The sequence below is a fragment of the Chelatococcus daeguensis genome (assembly GCF_001887265.1).
Classification (GTDB): domain Bacteria; phylum Pseudomonadota; class Alphaproteobacteria; order Rhizobiales; family Beijerinckiaceae; genus Chelatococcus_A; species Chelatococcus_A sambhunathii.
On record NZ_CP018095.1, the window covers coordinates 2,049,917 to 2,068,686 of the forward strand.

General features: G+C 67.3%; 17 protein-coding genes and 1 pseudogene. 6 read left to right on the forward strand and 12 right to left on the reverse strand.

Going from position 1 to position 18,770, the window contains the following annotated elements:
• The first annotated feature begins 15 nt into the window (after nt 1-15).
• Together BOQ54_RS09755 and BOQ54_RS09760 are read left to right on the forward strand one after the other, a co-directional pair.
• Nucleotides 16-738, forward strand: a complete 723-nt coding sequence (locus BOQ54_RS09755; protein ID WP_055458247.1) for a response regulator — start codon at nt 16-18, stop codon at nt 736-738.
• Complete coding sequence (locus BOQ54_RS09760; RefSeq protein ID WP_055458246.1) at nt 735-2,156, forward strand: ATP-binding protein; 1,422 nt, start codon at nt 735-737, stop codon at nt 2,154-2,156. The genes BOQ54_RS09755 and BOQ54_RS09760 overlap by 4 nt, the downstream gene beginning before the upstream one ends.
• 11 nt (nt 2,157-2,167) lie before the next feature.
• On the opposite strand, the gene BOQ54_RS09765 is transcribed toward BOQ54_RS09760, so the two are convergent.
• On the reverse strand, nt 2,168-2,662 hold the full coding sequence (locus tag BOQ54_RS09765) for an isoprenylcysteine carboxyl methyltransferase family protein (protein ID WP_063186413.1): 495 nt from the start codon (nt 2,660-2,662) through the stop codon (nt 2,168-2,170).
• Nucleotides 2,659-3,705, reverse strand: a complete 1,047-nt coding sequence (locus BOQ54_RS09770) for a type III polyketide synthase (protein ID WP_071923802.1) — start codon at nt 3,703-3,705, stop codon at nt 2,659-2,661. The genes BOQ54_RS09765 and BOQ54_RS09770 overlap by 4 nt, the downstream gene beginning before the upstream one ends.
• A gap of 342 nt (nt 3,706-4,047) precedes the next feature.
• Between BOQ54_RS09770 and BOQ54_RS09775 the strand changes: the two genes are divergently transcribed.
• Nucleotides 4,048-4,263 carry a xanthine dehydrogenase family protein molybdopterin-binding subunit gene (locus BOQ54_RS09775; protein ID WP_063186416.1) on the forward strand — a complete coding sequence of 72 codons (216 nt, stop codon included), beginning with the start codon at nt 4,048-4,050 and terminating at the stop codon, nt 4,261-4,263.
• 151 nt (nt 4,264-4,414) lie between these two features.
• Nucleotides 4,415-4,753 (forward strand): hypothetical protein, encoded by a 339-nt coding sequence (locus tag BOQ54_RS09780; protein WP_019404327.1) that lies wholly within the window; start codon nt 4,415-4,417, stop codon nt 4,751-4,753.
• On the opposite strand, the gene BOQ54_RS09785 is transcribed toward BOQ54_RS09780, so the two are convergent.
• The 9 genes from BOQ54_RS09785 to BOQ54_RS09825 form a co-directional block, all read right to left on the reverse strand.
• Nucleotides 4,747-6,555, reverse strand: a complete 1,809-nt coding sequence (locus BOQ54_RS09785; protein WP_071923803.1) for a calcium-binding protein — start codon at nt 6,553-6,555, stop codon at nt 4,747-4,749. The genes BOQ54_RS09780 and BOQ54_RS09785 overlap by 7 nt on opposite strands.
• A gap of 410 nt (nt 6,556-6,965) precedes the next feature.
• Nucleotides 6,966-7,262, reverse strand: a complete 297-nt coding sequence (locus BOQ54_RS09790; protein WP_055458240.1) for a copper-binding protein — start codon at nt 7,260-7,262, stop codon at nt 6,966-6,968.
• A 26-nt stretch (nt 7,263-7,288) separates the two neighbouring features.
• Nucleotides 7,289-7,759: a cupredoxin domain-containing protein gene (locus BOQ54_RS09795; protein WP_071923804.1), complete on the reverse strand. Its 471-nt coding sequence runs from the start codon at nt 7,757-7,759 to the stop codon at nt 7,289-7,291.
• Nucleotides 7,760-7,785: 26 nt separating this feature from the next.
• Nucleotides 7,786-9,171: a multicopper oxidase family protein gene (locus BOQ54_RS09800; RefSeq protein ID WP_063186422.1), complete on the reverse strand. Its 1,386-nt coding sequence runs from the start codon at nt 9,169-9,171 to the stop codon at nt 7,786-7,788.
• A 14-nt stretch (nt 9,172-9,185) separates the two neighbouring features.
• Nucleotides 9,186-10,637 carry a TolC family protein gene (locus BOQ54_RS09805; protein WP_055458237.1) on the reverse strand — a complete coding sequence of 484 codons (1,452 nt, stop codon included), beginning with the start codon at nt 10,635-10,637 and terminating at the stop codon, nt 9,186-9,188.
• Entirely contained in the window at nt 10,634-10,852 is a 219-nt protein-coding gene (locus BOQ54_RS09810; RefSeq protein ID WP_072249431.1) for a hypothetical protein, read from the reverse strand. Before BOQ54_RS09810 ends, BOQ54_RS09805 begins: the two co-directional genes overlap by 4 nt.
• 151 nt (nt 10,853-11,003) lie before the next feature.
• Complete coding sequence (locus BOQ54_RS09815) at nt 11,004-11,417, reverse strand: hypothetical protein (protein ID WP_071923805.1); 414 nt, start codon at nt 11,415-11,417, stop codon at nt 11,004-11,006.
• Between the two features lie 168 nt (nt 11,418-11,585).
• Nucleotides 11,586-11,870 (reverse strand): heavy-metal-associated domain-containing protein, encoded by a 285-nt coding sequence (locus BOQ54_RS09820; protein ID WP_245280472.1) that lies wholly within the window; start codon nt 11,868-11,870, stop codon nt 11,586-11,588.
• Nucleotides 11,871-12,269: 399 nt separating this feature from the next.
• Nucleotides 12,270-16,019, reverse strand: coding sequence for a vitamin B12-dependent ribonucleotide reductase (locus BOQ54_RS09825; RefSeq protein WP_071923806.1), 3,750 nt, complete (start codon nt 16,017-16,019; stop codon nt 12,270-12,272).
• An 830-nt stretch (nt 16,020-16,849) separates the two neighbouring features.
• On the opposite strand from BOQ54_RS09825, the gene BOQ54_RS09830 reads away from it, so the two are divergent.
• A complete protein-coding gene (locus BOQ54_RS09830; RefSeq protein ID WP_055458234.1) occupies nt 16,850-17,260 on the forward strand; it encodes an NADH:ubiquinone oxidoreductase subunit NDUFA12 in 411 nt (136 codons plus the stop codon).
• 305 nt (nt 17,261-17,565) lie between these two features.
• A pseudogene (locus tag BOQ54_RS09835) lies at nt 17,566-17,997 on the forward strand (DUF2155 domain-containing protein); the annotation flags it as partial.
• A 96-nt stretch (nt 17,998-18,093) separates the two neighbouring features.
• Here BOQ54_RS09835 and aat read toward each other — a convergent pair.
• A complete protein-coding gene (gene aat / locus BOQ54_RS09840; RefSeq protein WP_071923807.1) occupies nt 18,094-18,759 on the reverse strand; it encodes a leucyl/phenylalanyl-tRNA--protein transferase in 666 nt (221 codons plus the stop codon).
• Between the last annotated feature and the right edge of the window lie 11 nt (nt 18,760-18,770).

Genomic DNA, 18,770 nt, shown 5'->3' on the forward strand with positions numbered 1-18,770 from the left:
GGCGTGGAGCGCTCCATGGAACCGACACCGCACATCGCCGTCGTCGACGACCATCGCGACATCCGTGATCTCGTCGGCAAGTACCTCGCCCAGCACGGCTATCGCATCAGCGTGGCCGAGAACGCGACTGCGCTGCGCCGGCTGCTCGAACGCGGCGCGCCGGATCTTGTCGTGCTCGACATCATGATGCCGGGCGAGGACGGGCTCAGCGTCTGCCGGCATCTACGCAGCACCACCGACCTGCCGATCATCCTCCTCACGGCCATGGCAGAGGAGACGGACCGCATCATCGGCCTCGAGATCGGCGCCGACGACTATCTGACGAAGCCGTTCAACCCGCGCGAGCTGCTCGCCCGCATCAAGGCGGTGCTGCGGCGCGTCAACAGCCTGCCGCCGCAGCGGCGCGACCGGTTGCAGGCGCGCACGCTCCGTTTCGACCGGTGGGTCCTCAACGTCGGCCGGCGAGAGATCGTGGGCGAGGATGGCGTCGCGGTCGCCCTGAGCACGGCCGAGTTCCGCCTGCTCAAGGCTTTTCTCGATCATGTCGGCATGGTCTTGAGCCGTGACCAGCTGCTCGACCTCACCGTGGGACGCGCCGCGGAGAGCTTCGACCGCAGCATCGACAACCAGGTCAGCCGCCTGCGCAAGAAGATCGAGGCCGATCCGAAGAACCCTATGCTGATCAAGACCCATTGGGGGGGCGGCTACAGTTTCGCTGCCGAAGTGGAGGAGGCATGAGCCGCTTGTGGGCGCGCAGCCTCGCTGCCCAGATCATCGTCCTGATGCTGCTGGCGCTCGCCTTGTCGCAGGGGATCGGCTTCCTGATCTCCTGGGACGAGCGCAGCCAGGCGCTGAAGGCCGCGGCCAAGAGCGAGTTCCTGAGCCGTGCCGCCTCGCTCGCCCGCGTGCTCGAGGCAACGCCCGCTTCGCTCAAGGACGATATCCTGAGCGCCAGCGCCACGGCCTATACGCGCTTCTGGATCTCGGGCGACGAGCCGGCGGACACGCTCGCTTGGCAGCGCGACGCGCAGGTGCGGCTCGCCACGCCCTTGCCGACACTGATGCGCCGCCCGAAGGCGCTGCCGGCGCCGCAAGGCGTCGAGGAGGCGAGGGCGGGCAACATCGCCGCCATCGCCGCAGACGCGCCGGGCCCCTGGGTCAACCTGCCGGCCCATGCGTGGCCACTGTCGCGGCCGGCGAAGTTTCTCTATTTCGACGACGGCAATGGCATGGGGCTTGCCGTGGGGCTCGATACCGGCACCTGGCTCAACGCGGCCTACGCCAAGGCCATGCCGGGCTCGATCTGGACCTCGCAATCGATGGTCTCGCTCGCCATCACCGCCGGCGTGCTGTCGATCATCGCGATGTTCGTCGCGCGCGGCATCGCCCGGCCGATGCGCCGGCTCGCCGTTGCGGCGGAGGCCCTCGGGCGCGGGGAATCCGTGCCGCCGCTGCCGGAATCCGGGCCGGACGACATCCGCCAGACGGCGGTTGCCTTCAACCGCATGCAGGAGCGCCTGCAGCGCTTCGTCGAGGATCGCACGCGCATGCTCGCGGCCATCGGCCACGACCTGCGCACGCCTCTCACGTCGCTCAGGCTGCGCGCCGAATTCGTCTCCGACACCGAGGTGCAGGAGAAGATGCTGAACACGATCGGCGAGATGCAGACCATGACGGAGGCGACGCTCGCCTTCGCCCGCGAGGAGGCGACCGTCGAGGCGACGCGCACGGTCGATCTCTCGGCGCTGGTGGAAAGCCTGTGCGACGACCTCGCCGAGCTTGGCCAGGACGTCACCTTCGTCGACGGCGCGCGGATCCGCTATCGCTGCCGGCCCGACGCCCTCCGCCGCGCCATCCGCAACCTCGTCGAGAATGCCGTCCGCTACGGCGAGCGCGCGCGTGTCCACCTCGACCGCTCGGCCGAGAACATCGATATCGTCATCGAGGACGACGGGCCGGGCATCCCGCGCGAGGATGTCGAGCGCGTCTTCGCCCCCTTCTTCCGCATGGAGCGCTCGCGCAACCGCGAGACGGGCGGGGTCGGCCTCGGCCTGTCGATCGCCCGCGCCATCGCCCGCCATCATGGCGGTGACGTCGTGCTCACCAACCGCCAGCGCGGTCTCAGGGCGGTCATCAGCCTGCCGCGGGTCGGCTGAGGCAGCCGCCGTCAGGCGACCGAGCGCAGGGCGGCGTTCTCGGCCCGGATGCGGATGGCGAGAACGGCGGCGTTGAGCAGCGAGAAAACGAGCGCATACCAGCCGAGGCCAAAGACGAGCGGAAGTACGGCAATCTCGGCCGCGACCACCGCGTAGTTCGGATGCGCCATGAAGCGGAAGGGCCCGGAGCGGACGAGCGGCTTCCCGGGGGGCAGGACGATGATGCGCGTCGTCCATCGCTCCCCGAGCGTCGCGATGATCCAGAGGCGCAGCCCCTGCAGGACAAGGAAGAGGGCAAGCAAGGGCAGTGCGACCGGGGCGTCGCGGGCGAGGAACCAGAGCCCCGCGAGCCAGGCGGCATGCAGCAGCACGATGAGCGGATAATGGCCGGCCGCGTGCTCCCGGCCGCCGCGGGCGAGGAGGCGGCGCGTGTTGCGCCGGGCGAGCCACAGCTCTGCGAGCCGCTGCGCGGTGACGAGGGCGAGGATGATGATCGCCGGCGTCATGCGGCGCGCAGCGCGACGCAGCTTGCCGAAAAGCCCGGTCCCATGGAGGTGAGGGCGGCGCGCGACGGCAGGCCACGGGCGAGGATGCGCTCCAGCACGAAGAAGACGGTGGGGGCGGACATGTTGCCATAATCGGCGAGGACATCACGCTCCGCATCGAGGCTGCCGGGCGCGAGCCCGAGGGAGGCTTCCAGCGCCGTGACAACCTTGGCGCCGCCCGGATGGCAGATGAATCGGTCGATGTCGGTAGGCGCCAGACCGCCGCGCGCCAGGACGGCACCGAGGGCGGCGGCGGCATTCTCCTCGGCGAAGGGCGGGATCGAGCGGTCGAAGATGACCCCGAAGCCCTCCGTCTCGACCTTCCAGCCCATGATGTCGAGCGTGTCCGGCCAGGTGTGCTGGCCCGAGGCCTCGATGACGGCCAGGCCGCCGCGGTCTGCGGCGAGGACGCAGGCAGCCGCCCCGTCGCCGAAGAGGGCGGTGGCGACGATGTTCTCCTTCGTCAGCTTGTCGAGCCGGAAGGCGAGGCTGCAGAGCTCGACGGTCACCATGAGCACGATCTCGCCGGGGCGGGAGCCGGCAAGGCGTGCCGCCACCGACAGGCCCGAGGTGCCGCCGGCGCAGCCGAGGCCGAAGAGCGGCACGCGCTCGACATCCGGCCGCAGCCCGAGCCGCCCGGCGACACGGGCCTCGAGCGTGGGCGTGGCGATGCCCGTCGAGGAGACGGTGACCACGGTACCGACATCCTGTGGCGTGATTCCGGCCCTCGCGAGCGCGGTCGCCGCGGCTTCCACGAAAAGGTCGCAGGCCATGTCGAGATAGGCCGCATTACGCTCGGCCCAGCCGCGCGGTTCGAGGAACCACTGGAGGGGCCGCGTGACGTGGCGCTTGGTGATGCCCGCCGTGTGGAAGACTGCGGCGAGCGGCGCAAAGTCGGGCATCTGCGGGGCGAAGACCTCGCAGGCGGCGCGCGCGATCTCCTCCTGGGAGAGGGTGTAGGGCGGGACGGCGGTGGCGGTCGACAACAGGCTGACATTGGCCATGGCGGACTCCTGTCACCCGTTGCCGAGCGTTGATCGCGGCGAGGCTCGGCGCCTATTCGGCCGGATGTCCCTGGGGAGCTTCCCGGGAAACTTACTGGGACAGCGCCGTGCGAGCCGGTGACGCCGACGGCCATCGCGAGGCAACCCGCGCGAATATAGACGTTCACGCCTGTCGGGACGAGGACGGCGAGATGGCCGGGGCCGCGCGCCCAGACGATGCATCCGACGTGCACGGCGCACCTCGGCAAGCTCCACCAGCCCGCAGCGCGGGCGAGGACCCCGATAACGCCACCGCCGACGAGCAGCCAATAGACCCTCGCGCCCAGAAGGGATCCTGGGTACATGGCCGACTACCTGATGCCGGTGAACCTCGACATCCCGCACCTGGAAGCGCATTTCGTCGACGAGGTCGACCCGCACGTCAATCCGCCCGGGGTCAAGGGGCTCGCGGAGATCGCCCTCGTCGGCATGGCCCCGGCCATCGCCAATGCCATCTTCCACGCGACGGCATCCGTGCGCAACCTGCCGTTCCGCATCGAGGACGTTTTGGCCTCCTAGCGTGACAGGGGCCGGCATGCGCCGACCATGTCGGCTCCTTCAGGCGGCGGCGCTCCGGTTCCGCTCGGTGAAGAAAATGGCGCGCATTTGACTTGTTCTGCCGCCGGCAAAACGGCCTCCTAGGGCCAGCGGGCAAGCGGGAGGCGTGGCAATGCTGCTGACGATCAATATGCTGGACGGGGCCTTCAAGGGCGACATGCGACAGAAGATCGTCATCAAGGACCTCATAGCCCAGGTGATTGCGGCCCAGGCGCTGAGCGTGGCGGCCTACAGGCGCATCGAAGTGACGGTCGACAACGCACGCCAGCTGGTCGCGCTCGTGGCGGAGGAGCGGGTGTTCGAGACGCCGGAGATCGGCGAGGTCACCATCGGCCGGCGGGCCGAGCAGATCCTGATGAACCTCGTCAGCCGGCCCCTGCCGACGAAGGTGCCGGTTCCGCCGGCGCGAGGACGCGGTGCCCCGGCCGGCGGACCTGCCCAGAATCAATAGCCGAACAGGAAATCTCCGGCATCGAGGTCGGACAGCTCGATGCCGGCGATGAAGATGCCGCCATCGCCGAATTCGATCGCCACGCCGCCGTCGACCTCGCGCGAGGCGGCGAGGACCTCGTCGACATTCGTGAGAGGGCCGCCGAGAAAGCGGATCTGGTCGCTGCCGTCCTCGAAATCCTCGATGCGGTCGTAGCCGGTCTCGTTGCCGACGTAGTTGAACACGTCCGCCCCGGTGCCGCCCCACAGCTGGTCGTCGCCGTCGCCGCCGTAAAAATGGTCGTTGCCGGCTTCACCATACAGCCGGTCATTGCCCGCTTCGCCGTCGAGGCGATCGCCCCCGGCGCCGCCATAGGCGACGTCATCGCCGTCGCCGAGGAGGAAATAGTCGCCCGTCAGCGTGACGCCGGCCAGGTTGCCGAGGCCGCTGTCGCCGTCGAGCCCGTAGACGGTATCGTTGCCGGATCCGGTCATGACGACGAGGTGCTCGAAACCGATCGCCGTCGCTCCGCCGGGGATGATGCCGGAGGCAACGTCGACGAGGAGGTCGTCGGTCGCATCGCGTTCGTCGATCATGAGCCGGTCGAAGCCCGTGCCGCCATCGAGGAAGTCGGCGCCGCCGCCGCCGCTGATGAAGTCGTTGCCCTCATGGCCGCGGATCACGTCGGCGCCCGGGGTGCCGATGAAGGAATCGCGGCCGGTCGAGCCTTCGATGGTCAGCTGCTCGAAACCGACCGCAGCTCCCGACTTGCCGACGCCGAGACTCGACAGGTAGATCTCGCCCGTATCGGCATTATGGGTGGCGCTGAAGCCGACGAACTCCCAATTGCCACCTGGGCCCGGCGCGAGTTGGGTCTGCGCGGCGCGGAAGTCGAGGACGAGGTGGTCGATGCCCTCGCCGCCGTCGGCGCGGCCTACACCGTTCAGCACCACGAGGTCGTCGCCGGTGCCGGCATTGATGTGATCGTAGCCCCAGCCGGTCCCGCCGATGATGACGTCGTTTCCGGCTCCACCGGACAGGCGGTTGGCGCCGGAATTGCCGGCAATGTAGTCGTCGTGCTCGGTGCCGTAGACGTTCTCGATGGAGATCAGCACGTCGCCCTGGGCATAGCCGCCGATCTGCGGGCCGCTGCGCGTCAGGTCGACGTTCACGCCCTTGGGCGAGCCGGTGTATTCCACCGTGTCGGAACCGCCGCGCCCGTCGATCATGTCGGCTCCGGCGCCGCCATTGATGACGTTGTCCCGGTTGTCGCCGGTCAGCCGGTCGTCATGGCTGGAGCCCGTCAGGTCCTCGATATTGTAAAGCATGTCGCCTTGGGCATCGCCGCCGATCTGCGGTCCCGGGCGGTCGAGGTTGACGTCGACGGCCTCGGGCGAGAAGGCGTAGCTCGCCCTGTCGCGCATGCCATCGCCGCCATCGATGATGTCCGCTCCCGCGCCGCCGCGCAGCGTGTTGTTCCCGGAATCGCCGATCAGGACGTCGTCGAAGCGCGAGCCGGCGACGTTCTCGATGCCGACGAGAACGTCGCCTGCGGCGTCGCCGGCGCTCTCCTGCGGTCCGGAGAGGCGCAGGTCGACCGTGACGCCGGCGAGCGAAGAGAGATAGACCGCCGTGTCGCGGCCGGCGCCGCCGTCAAGCAGGTCGACGCCGGGACCGCCCCACAGGCGGTCGTTGCCATCCCCGCCGAAAAGGCTGTCGTCGCCGGCATAGCCGACGAGATCGTCATTGCCTCCAAGACCTTCAAGAACATCGGCAAACCTGGTTCCGTAAAGCCTGTCATCATCATCGGTTCCCACGGGCATGGCAGCCTCCTGTGCGGTGTGGCAGCGCAGGATTTCCGAAGGTTACATGGAAGGCAATACAAATATATGCTGTCGCTTTCGTTCGAAAATAACTCTACTTTACAACGTAATGATTGGTATGACCAATTCAAACATTTCCTGCGCATCTGTGTGCCGTTTGCTCCTTAAGATGCACCCATGGCCTATGGCCTGAGCACTAACGAGGGGCTCCGGATTCGATTGCGGCCATGCCAGCCCCGCCTCGGTCGGGAACGCGCGACCATCAGCGTTCGCCGGCCGGATTGAAACTGCGCAAGGCGTCGCGCCGCCCGCGACTCGGGATCACTCGAAAGACACCACTCGCCCGGCATCCGCTCGACGACGTCTTCGCCGCGGAAAGGGGCGCGCCGGTAGCGCCCCTGATGGCGCGGTCACTTCGCCTGTTCGATCTTCGTGACGGTGATGCGGCCATTGATGCGGTCGGCCTCGAACCGGACCTTGTCGCCGACCTTGACGGTCTTGAGCATGGCGGGGTCGGCCACCACGAAGACCATGGTCATGGCATCCATGTCGAGGTTCTTGATCGGGCCGTGCTTGAGGGTGACCTTGTTCTGCGCCGGGTCGATCTTCGTCACCTGACCGTCGACAGGGGCGGCCTGCGCCAGCGCGAGGACAGGGGCGAGGGACAGGGACAGAAACGGGATTATGGCGATCGCGAATTTGCGCATCCTTGTCATCCTTCCTTCGGTTCTCGTCACTTGACGATGATCTTGCCGGTCATGCCGGCTTCGCGGTGGCCGGGAATGAGGCAGGAGAAGTCGAATTCGCCCGCCTTGGTGAACTTCCACACCATCTCGCCGGTCTTCCTGGGGGCGAGACGCCGGGCATTGGGATCCTCGTGCTCCATGTCAGGGTTCTTGCGCATCTCCTCGGCATGCTTGAGGTTTTCCGCGAGCGTCGCGACGACGATCTCGTGGTCGATCGCGCCGTTGTTGCGCAGCACGAACTTCACCTGCTCGCCCTTGCGCACCTCGATGGTGCGGGGCACGAACTCCATGCGGCCGTCAGCTTCGCGCATTGTCACCTGCACGATACGGGCGGGCTTCTTCGGATCGCCCGGCTGGCCGTAGGCGCGCTCGTCGCCATGGGAATGGCCGGCGTCGGCGAGCGCCGCGGCCGGTATGCAAAGGGCCGCAAGGGCGGCAAGGATCGTCTGGATCTTCATGTCTGCTCCGGGGTCGATGATCGGGGTCAGTGGTTGCCGTGGGAGGATGCGCCGCCGGGCTTCACGGCCCGGAATTCGGCAGCGCCTTCTGTCGGTGCGGGTGTGGCGCGCTCGGCACCGGGCGGCGCGCCCGTCCATTCGTAGGCGACGGTGCCGGGCGGGTGCTCGAACCAGCCCGGGTCCTTGTAGTCATCGCGCGCCAGCCCCTCGCGCACCTTCACCACCGAGAACATGCCGCCCATCTCGACGGCGCCGAACTGGGCGAAGCCCGTCATCATCGGCAGCGTGTTGTCGGGCAGCGGCATCTCCATCTCGCCCATGTCCGCCATGCCGGCCGTGCCCATGGGCATGTAGTCGGGCACGAGCTTCCTGATCTTCTTCGCCACCTCCCTCTTGTCGACGCCGATGAAGGTCCTGAGGTCGTGGCCCATGGCATTCATGGTGTGGTGCGACTTGTGGCAGTGGATGGCCCAGTCGCCCTCCTTGTCGGCGACGAAATCGAAGGCGCGCATCTGGCCCACCGCGCAGTCGATGGTCACCTCCGGCCAGGCGGCTTCCTCCGGCACCCAGCCGCCGTCCGTGCACGAGACCTTGAAGTCGTAGCCGTGCATGTGGATCGGGTGGTTGGTCATGGTGAGATTGCCGAAGCGGATGCGCACCTTGTCGCCCTTGGCCGCCACGATGTGGTCGATGCCGGGGAAGACGCGGCTGTTCCAGGTCCAGAGATTGAAGTCGGTCATCTCCGCCACCTTCGGCACATAGGCGCCCGGCTCGATGTCGTAGGCGGACATGAGGAAGACGAAGTCGCGGTCAACGCGGCGGAAGGCGGGATCCCGCGGGTGGACGACGAAGAAGCCCATCATGCCCATGGCCATCTGCACCATCTCGTCGGCATGCGGGTGGTACATGAAGGTGCCGCTCTTCGTCAGCACGAACTCGTAAACGAAGGTCTTGCCCGGCTTGATGTGCGGCTGCGTCAGCCCGCCGACGCCGTCCATGCCGTTGGGCAGGATCTGTCCGTGCCAGTGGATCGTGGTGTGCTCGGGCAGCCTGTTGGTGACGAAGATGCGCACCTTGTCGCCTTCCACCGCCTCGATAGTCGGCCCGGGCGACTGGCCGTTGTACCCCCACAGATGCGCCACCATGCCCGGCGCGAGCTCGCGCACGACGGGCTCGGCGACGAGATGGAACTCCTTCCACTCGCCGTTCATGCGCCAGGGCAGCGTCCAGCCGTTGAGCGTGACGACCGGCTGGTAGTCCGGGCCGGTCGTCGGCACGAGCGGCGGCTGCGTCACCGCCTCCTTCATGGTGGGAGCCTCGGGGATGGAGGCGGCCGCGGCGCGGCCGGAGACGGCACCGGCGCTGACGAGCGCGGCCGAGGCACCGAGGAACGATCGACGGGAAACCGTCATGAGCTTTGCCTTTCTCAGTGTTCGCCGGCCTCGGCGGCCGCAAGCGCGACGGGGCCTTCTCCGGCTCCGCCGGAGGCGCCGCCGCCAATGATGGCGGTGTCGAAATCGACCGATGCGAGGAAGAAGTCGCGCCTGGCGCCGATCGCCGCGACGTTGCTGGCGATGCTCTCGCGCACGGTCGTCAAGAGCTCGAAGACGTCGATGAGCATGCCGTTGTATTGCAGCAGCGCCTCCTCGCTGACCGTCTTGCGCAGGGGCAGGATGCGGCTCTGATACTGGCGGGCGATGTCGTGGCGGCCGCGATAGGCGAGATAGGCCTCGCGCGCCTCGGACCGCACGTTGACGGCCTTCTCCAGCAGGCGGTTGACCGCCTGCATGTAGGTCTCGCGCGCCTGCCGCACCTTCACCTCGCCGAGGTCGAAGATGGGGATCTCGATCTCGAGCTCGAAGCCCTTCGGGTAGGCCTTCTCCTTGTGCCCGTCCTCGGTGACGCGCTCGTAGTTCCGCCGCAGGCTGCCATCGAGCATGGAAACGAAGCGCGTCGCCTCGCTCAGCCCGAGGCCCTTCGCCATGGCCTCGAGCTCGAGGCGGGCCGCGATGAGGTCGACGCGCCGGCGCACCGCCTCCTCCTCGACCTGTCTCGCCGTCCTCAGCCGCGGCAGGGGCGGCAGTTGCCCCGGCAGCCTGTAGTTGATGTCCGCGCCCCAGAGGCCGAGTTGGCGCGTCAGAGCTTCGCGCTGGGTCGCCGCCGCGAGGCGCGCCTCGGCCAGCTGGTTTGATATCTCCGCGTAGAAGGCGCCGGCCCGGGCCTGGTCGAGCTTGTTGGCGGCGCCCGTCTCGCCGAGCTTGCGGGTGAGGTCGGCGGCGGCGTCGGCCGAGGTGCGGGCCTCGTCGAGGAAAGCGACCGTCTGCCGCGCCGCGACAGTGCGATAATAGGCCCGCCGCGTCTCTGCCGCCATGCGGAAGGTCGCCTCGATGGCCCGCTGCCGGGCTGCCTCGAACTGGGTCTTCGCGATGTCGCTGCGCGCCGGCAGCGTGAGAAGCGCGAGGATATTGGCGACGAGGCGCCGTTCGATCTCGAGTTCGCCGCCCGTCGACAGGCGCTCGATGCCGATGACGGGGTTCGGCGGCAGGCTCGCCTGAACGAAGGCCGCTTCCGAGATGCCGAGAGTATTGTACGCCGCCTGCAGGCCACGGTTGTTGAGAAGCGCGACCTGCACGGCGCCATCTGCCGTCAGCGGCCGGGCGAGCAGTGCCTTGACGCGTTGCTGCGCCGCTGCGGCATCGGCTGCGGAGGCAATCTTGATCGTGTCCTTGCCGAGGTCGGCGGAGACCCGCGCCGCGACAGGCCCCATGCCGCCGTCTGGCGTGAAGGCGGCGCAGCCGCCGAGGGCGAAGGCGAGCGCGCCGGCCGCGGCGAGGCGCTTCATCGGCACGGCAGGATCGGGTTGGGCTACTGACGTCATTCGCTCCTCCCGCGGGGAGCGACGCTCTCGTTGCTCCTGGACCACGCCCGGGGTGCGACGGGCTGGTAATCGGCCGTGCCGGCCGTCACCGGCACGTAGCGCAGGGGCGGCACCCGCGCGCCGGGATCGGCCGGATCGGCACCCGCCGTGATGGGAGGGGGGCCGGAACATGCGGACAGGAGGACGGCGCAAGCCGTCGCAAAAAAGGCTTTCATGATTGGACCTCGGACAGGCCGACGAGGGCGCGGGTGGCGCGGGCGCGCCACGAACCACTCGCTCAACGACAGCACGTGACACGGCTACCGGCGAAAGAGGTCGGCCAGGATCCGGGGAATGTGGTGGACCGCTTGTGGTCCGGTGCCGGAATCAGGCCGACGCTTGCGCGCTGCCCGATCGCGGCGGCCGCTCGAGGCGTGCCGCGAGGGCTTCCTTGATGCCGACGCGAAAGAAGGCCGGCTCGATGGCGCCGACAATCCTGTGCGGAGACGGCGTGCAAACGGCCGGCGGTATGGCGACATGGCAGGCGAGGGCGCAGCAGTTCATGCCAGCGCCCTGGTGCCTCTCGGGTTTGCACGAGCCATCGTTCGTGGCGGGGCAGGCCTGGCCGGCGGCCGGGCCGTGATCGCTGTCGGCATCCTGGCCATGGCCGTGATGAACGTGCGCATGCCGCGGCGTCTCCGCCACAGCGCCTCCTGCTGCAGGCATTTGTCCGGGCGTATTGGCATAGCCCCAGCCGACGCTCGTCGCCGAGAAGGCGAGGGCGGCGATGAGGATCACCAATCTGCGAAATGCTTGCAGCATCGGATGAACGATAAGTGCGATCTTTGGTCATGGCAAGGCTGGACACTTCGTCCGACCGGAATTCTGGCGGCGGTGACGCGGTCGCCACAGCATATCAGGATTGAGGCGGCGGAGACGTGCGAGGCTCGCGACCGGGCAAGGACTGCCTCAGACCGTGGACGGGGTGTAGCCCGCCTTGATCACGAGCGCCTTGATCGCCGCGATGTCTGTTCCGCCTCGCACGGAAACGAGCTTGGAGGCCGGATCTACCGCAACCTGCGTCCCCGGCAGGCCCGTCTCGATCGCCTTGCTGATGGCAGCGGCACAGTGGCCGCACGTCATATCCTCCACCCGCAGGCTCAGGACCTCACGGCCGGGCTGCGGAACGACGTTTGTCTGCGACTGATGGGCATTGCACCCGCACATGGACTCGCTCTCCGTTTCAGGGACCATGCGCCATCTCTGCGCCTTCCCACCATGGGAAGGTCAAGAGCGCCTTTACCGGCCCGGCCGCAATTCTGGGTTAACGGTCATCCTCGTCGCCGTCGCCCGCGTCGCTGCCGCCCAACCAGCCGCCCATCGTCATATGGGCCATGCGGCGACGGCCGTTTCTCCACTATGGATGAATGAAAACCAGAACGCTCTCTCAAGCCGGAGGAAAATAGGGTCTCAGGTCGGTTCCACTGCCGACAGTTGCAGCCCCGACGCATGTGACCGCGGCGGACTGTTGCGTCAATGCGGCAATCTGAATGACAAATTTACAGCGTGGGGGGCGCTCATCGCGCCCCCCGACAGATCCGGAACTTTGGGTCCGAAAACGGAACCCCGAGGGTTCCACCAACCACCCACCGCTCACGAGCAACCCGTCGTGCCGCCGCACGTGTCGCATTTCATGCAAGTGCCGTTGCGGACGAGCGTGAAGTTACCGCATTCGGGGCAGGCTTCGCCCTCGTAGCCCTTCATGCGAGCTTCGGCGCGACGGTCAGCGAGGGAGCGCCCGGTGCCCGTCGCAGGCTGGGAGGGGGCGGCGAAGCCGAGCTCGGCCATCTGCGCCTCGCCCACGGTTTCCTCGTCCTCCTCGAAGGCGGGTTCGCCCTTCAGGGCTGTCGCGCCGGAGGCGAGAGCGACAACCGTGGAGCCACGGCCGGCAGTGGGAGCGGGGCGACTGTCGCCGCCACCGGCGATCGACAGGAAGTTCGTCGCCCGGCCGCGCACGAAGCCGCGCGAGACCACCTGCGGCGCCGTTGCCTGCGGGGCAGGGGCCTTGCCCTGGGCGACGCCGCCGCCGAGCACGTCGTGGCCGATCTCGCCCGGATCGATGTGGGCGAGGTCGTGGCGGCCGAGATAGGAAATGGCGAGCTCGCGGAAGACATAGTCGAGGATCGACGTCGCATTCTTGATCGACTGGTTGCCCTGCACGAAGCCGGCCGGCTCGAAGCGCGTGAAGGTGAACGCCTCGACATATTCCTCGAGCGGCACGCCGTACTGCAGGCCGAGCGACACGGCGATGGCGAAGTTGTTCATCATCGCCCGGAAGGCGGCGCCCTCCTTGTGCATGTCGATGAAGATCTCTCCGAGGCGACCGTCGGCATATTCGCCGGTGTGCAGATAGACCTTGTGGCCGCCGACGATGGCCTTCTGGGTATAGCCGGTGCGCCGGTCGGGCATCTTCTCGCGCTCGCGCACGCGCTCGACGCGCTCGATCACCTTCTCGACGATCCTTTCGGCCACCTGAGCCGCTCGCGCCACCGGAGCCTGGGCGACGAGCGTCTCGACCGCATCGTCCTCGTCCTCGTCCTCGTCGGCGATGAGGGCAGCATTGAGGGGCTGTGACAGCTTGGAGCCGTCGCGGTAGAGGGCGTTGGCCTTCAGCGCCAGGCGCCAGGAGAGGAGATAGGCGCTCTTGCAGTCCTCGACCGTGGCATCGTTGGGCATGTTGATGGTCTTGGAGATGGCGCCCGAGATGAACGGCTGCGCCGCCGCCATCATGCGGATGTGGCTCTCTACCGAGAGGTAGCGCTTGCCGATGCGCCCGCACGGATTGGCGCAGTCGAAGACCGGATAGTGCTCCGCCTTCAGGTGCGGCGCGCCTTCGAGCGTCATCGCCCCGCAGACGTGGATGTTGGCGGCCTCGATCTCGGCCCTGGAGAAGCCGAGGAACGGCAGAAGCTCGAAAGCCGGATCGCTCAGCTTCTCGGCCGGCACCTTGAGTGTGTCGCGCAGGAAGTCCTCGCCGAGCGTCCACTTGTTGAAGACGAACTTGATGTCGAAGGCCGACTTCATGCCCGCCTCGACGGCAGCGATCTTCTCTTCCGTGAAGCCCTTGGCACGCAGGGAGCCGTGATTTATGGCGGGCGCCTGGGCAATGGAGCCGTGGCCGACCGCATAGGCCTCGATCTCGGCGATCTCGGCCTCGGAATAGCCGAGAACGCGCAGCGCGTCGGGAACGGCGCGGTTGATGATCTTGAAATAGCCGCCGCCTGCGAGCTTTTTGAACTTCACGAGAGCGAAGTCGGGCTCGATGCCGGTGGTGTCGCAATCCATGACGAGGCCGATGGTGCCGGTCGGAGCGATCACGGTCGCCTGCGCGTTGCGGTAGCCGTGCTGCTCGCCAAGCTCGAGCGCCTTGTCCCAGGCGTGCTTGGCGCGGGTCACGAATTCCTCGCCCTGGGCGAGCCTCCCACATGAGGCGTGGTCGAGCGGCACCGGCGGCGTCGCCAGCTTCTCGTAGCCCTCGCTCTTGCCGTACGCCGCGCGGCGATGGTTGCGGATGACGCGCAGCATGTGCTGGGCGTTCTTCTTGTAGCCCGGAAAGGGCCCGAGCTCGCCCGCCATCTCGGCCGAGGTGGCGTAGGAGACGCCCGTCATGATGGCTGTCAGGGCGCCGCCGAGGGCGCGGCCCTCGTCGGAGTCATAGGACAGGCCCATGGTCATCAGGAGCCCGCCGATATTGGCATAGCCGAGGCCGAGCGTGCGGAACTCGTAGGACAGCTCCGCGATCTCCTTCGACGGGAACTGCGCCATCAGTACCGAGATCTCGAGCACGACGGTCCACAGCCGGCAGGCGTGCTCGTAGGAGCCGATGTCGAAGCGGCGCGAGGCACGGTCGTAGAACTGCAAGAGGTTCGCCGAGGCGAGGTTGCAGGCCGTGTCGTCGAGGAACATGTATTCCGAGCAGGGGTTCGAGGCGCGGATCGGTCCCGAAGCCGGACATGTGTGCCAGTCGTTGATGGTGGTGTGGAACTGGATGCCCGGATCGGCCGAGGCCCAGGCGGCATAGCCGATCTTCTCCCAGAGATCCCGGGCCTTCAGCGTCTTCGTGACGCGTCCGGTGAGGCGCGCTTTAAGCTGCCAGTCGCCGTCGGCCTCGACGGCAGTGAGAAATGCGTCGTCGACGCGGACAGAATTGTTGGAGTTCTGGCCGGCGACAGTCGCATAGGCCTCCGAATCCCAGTCGGTATCGTAGGTGTCGAAGGCGATGTCCGAATAGCCCTGGCGGGCGAACTGGATGACGCGCTTGATGTAGTTGTCGGGCACCATGGCGCGGCGGGCGAGCTTGATCTCGCGCTTGAGCGCCGGGTTCTTCTCCGGATCGAAGCATGCGTCACCCTCGGCCTCGCAGTTCACGCAGGCCTTCATCACGGCTTTCATATGCTTCTTGACGATCTTGGAGCCGGTGACGAGGCTCGCGACCTTCTGCTCCTCCTTCACCTTCCAGTCGATATAGGCCTCGATGTCGGGATGGTCGACGTCGACCACCACCATCTTGGCGGCGCGGCGCGTGGTGCCGCCCGACTTGATGGCGCCGGCCGCCCGGTCGCCGATCTTGAGGAAGGACATGAGGCCGGAGGACTTGCCGCCACCCGAGAGCTTCTCGCCCTCGCCGCGCAGGGCCGAGAAGTTGGAGCCGGTGCCGGAGCCGTATTTGAACAGGCGCGCCTCGCGAACCCACAGGTCCATTATGCCGCCCTCGTTGACGAGGTCGTCGGCGACGGACTGGATGAAGCAGGCGTGCGGCTGCGGGTGCTCGTAGGCCGACTTCGACTTCACCAGGCGGCCCGTGGTGTGGTCGACATAGTAGTGGCCCTGGCCCGGGCCGTCGATGCCATAGGCCCAGTGCAGGCCGGTGTTGAACCACTGCGGCGAGTTGGGCGCGACCATCTGGTTGGCGAGCATGTAGCGCAACTCGTCGAGGAAGGCGGAGGCGTCCTCTTCGCTCGAGAAATAGCCGCCCTTCCAGCCCCAGTAGGTCCAGCAGCCGGCAAGCCGGTCGAACACCTGAGTGGACGAGGTCTCCGAGCCGTAGCGCTCGTTCTCGGGCAGGGCGGCGAGGGCCTCATCGTCTGGCACGGACCGCCAGAGGAAGGAGGGAACGTCGTTCTCCTCGAGCTTCTTCAGGCGCGCGGGCACGCCGGCCTTGCGGAAATATTTCTGCGCCAGCACGTCCGTCGCCACCTGACTCCAGGACGCGGGCACGCTGATGCCCTCGAGGCGAAAGACGACCGAGCCGTCGGGATTGCGGATCTCACTGGTCGCGAGCCGGAACTCGATGGTGGAATAAGGAGAATGGCCCGCCTTCGTGTATCGCCGCTCGATCCGCATTGTCGTCATCCCCATGAGCCGGGCGAAATCCGCCCTCGAAGCCGCCAACCGACGGCTCCCACCCGCAGCTCTGTTGTTGCCTCTAAACCTCGGGCAGGTTCGACCCGCCTCGATCGTGAACCGCCGCCGGCGACCGCATGTCCCGCGAGGGAAAAGACCGCTCCAGGGACGACCCGTGCGCGCCGCCCGGCTGCCTTCACCACCCCATGAGCGGTATTTGTTCCGGCCGGGTTTCGGCCGGTGCGACGCCGCCGCGACGTAACGCCTAAGCTAGTGCCAGAAAGCCTTATTCGTCAAGAATTAGTGCGAACAGGCCATCGCGCCCCCTATATCTTGTGACGAGGATGTGAACAACGGGGACGATGTGGTGCGTTCTGCGTAAGTATCGAAAACTGTGGCAGGATTTACCCCGCGTTGAAGTGATGCTTGAACGAGGCGCGGGTGCCGCAGCCACGCGCCGGGCGGCGATCAGCGCATGGCGGGGGCGGGCGACATGCATCTCAAGGGCGTTTATCGACGCAGCTTCCCGACCGGAAGTTGCGGCATGGCGGGAGCCTCAGTGGTGCTGAAAACAATGCCGGCCAACGAACGAATCGCGGTTGTGGGGTGAGGGGGAATGGCGCCGCCTCGCGCCGGCCGGTGTGAATGACTGCGAAGCTGGCCGGAGCAATGCCCTCTTGACGGACGGCCGGCACCAACGGCGGCGATTCTCCGCCGTCTCCTGCGGCAAGGCGTAGCTGGACATTGCGCGGCGAGACGGTCATATTCCGCGCGATTTCGCGGCGGCGCAGCCCGCGATCGCAGCCCATGCAACGAGACCGGGGTCAGCCTTGAAGACCTTCCTGCTTCAGTTCTTCACCTGGTGGAGCGGCCAGACGCTTGGCACGCGGTTCCATACCTGGCGCAATGGCGAATTCGTCGGCGAGGACGAGTTCGGGAACAAGTATTACCGGACCCGCGGCGGCAGGAAGGATCCGGCGCTCGGCATCGAGCGGCGCTGGGTCATCTACAACGGCGAAGCAGAAGCCTCAATGACCCCGCCCGGCTGGAATGGGTGGTTGCACCATACGGTGGACGTGCCGCCGACGCAGGAAGACTACAAGCCGCGCGACTGGCAGAAACCGCACAAGCCGAACTTCACCGGCACCCCGAAGGCTTACCGTCCCGCCGGCTCGACACTCGCGAGCGGCCGCCGGCCGCCGGCCACGGGCGACTATCAGGCGTGGTCGCCGGGCAGCTGAAGCGGCGGCGCATCCACAAGCTCGATTCTCTCATCCAGGGCCGCCATCGCGGCCCTGTTTCGTTTTTCCGGAAGCTTTTCTGGCGACGCCAGAGCACGGGGCGGCGCAGCGGGGCGCCGTCAGCGATCAGGAGCGCGAAACCGTCTGCCAGGTCGCGGCCATGCTTCGGACCAAACATCGCGGCTGCCGTCATTTTCTGTGCGCACGCCCTTTTTCCACCATCTCCGCCATGTTAACCGGGACACGGTGCCGAGAGGCAGTGGCGCCGGCGGGCACGCCGGTCTTCCGCGAACGAGGCTTGGTTGATGCGCTTGGCTGTGCCCCTCCTGTCCGCCCTGGTGCTGAGTACGCTGGCCGTCCCGCACGCCAGCGCAGACAAGATCAGCAACCCGACGGCTGTCTTCTCCGGCCTCGACAAGATCACGGGGCGCATCGTCTCGTTCGAGGTCGCCGTCGAGGAAACGGTGCAGTTCGGCGCCCTGCAGCTGACACCGCGCGTCTGCTACACGCGCCCCGACACCGAGACACCCAACACGACCGCTTTCATTGAGGTGGACGAGGTGACGGTAAACAACGAATACCGTCGCATTTTCACCGGCTGGGTGTTCGCGGCCTCGCCCGGCCTGCACGGCATCGAGCATCCGGTCTACGATGTCTGGCTGACGGGCTGCACCGGCGGCACCGAGATCATTCCCGATCCGCCCGCCCAGCCCGCGGCCGATGCCCCGGCGCCGGCGCGCGGCGGCTGAACCGCGCATGTGGTCCTGCCGCTCGACCCCATACCGGGGCTGCGACTGCCGCCCCCCGTGGACGCGGCCGCCGCTGAAAAGCGGCTATCGGATTGCTGAGACGATGCAGCGGCCGAACTGATGGGCGTTGAGCGGAAGCCTGTCCCAGTCGGCTGCCGTGGTTATGCTCTTCTGCAACATCTGCAAGTACTTCTTCTTCGGCACCTCGGTCGCGCCGAACTGGCGCAGATGTTCGGTGACGAATTGTGTGTCGAGCAGCGTGAAGCCGCCGCTGCGCAGGCGCGCGACCAGATGGACGAGGGCGATCTTCGAGGCGTCGCGCGTGCGGTGGAACATGCTCTCGCCGAAGAACGCGCCGCCAAGCGCCACGCCGTAGAGTCCGCCAACCAGATTCCCGTCGTCCCACACCTCCACGGTGTGACAATGGCCGAGATCGAAGAGCTCGCCGTAGAGCGACCTGATGCGGCGGTTGATCCAGGTGCGCTCGCGGCCCGGCGCCGCCGAGGCGCAGCCCGCGATGACGGCTTCGAAATCTCCGTCGATGCGGATCTCGTACCGGTCCGCAGCGACGCTTCGGGCAAGGCGGCGCGGCAGATGGAAATCGTCGAGCGGCAGGATGCCGCGCTCGCGCGGCTCGACCCAGAACAGGCCCGGCTCGTCGGCGCTCTCGGCCATCGGGAATAGGCCGCAGGCGTAGGCCTTGAGCAGAAGCCCCGCCGTGATCTCGCCACTGCGCCCACCTTCGCTCATCGGTTGGGTGT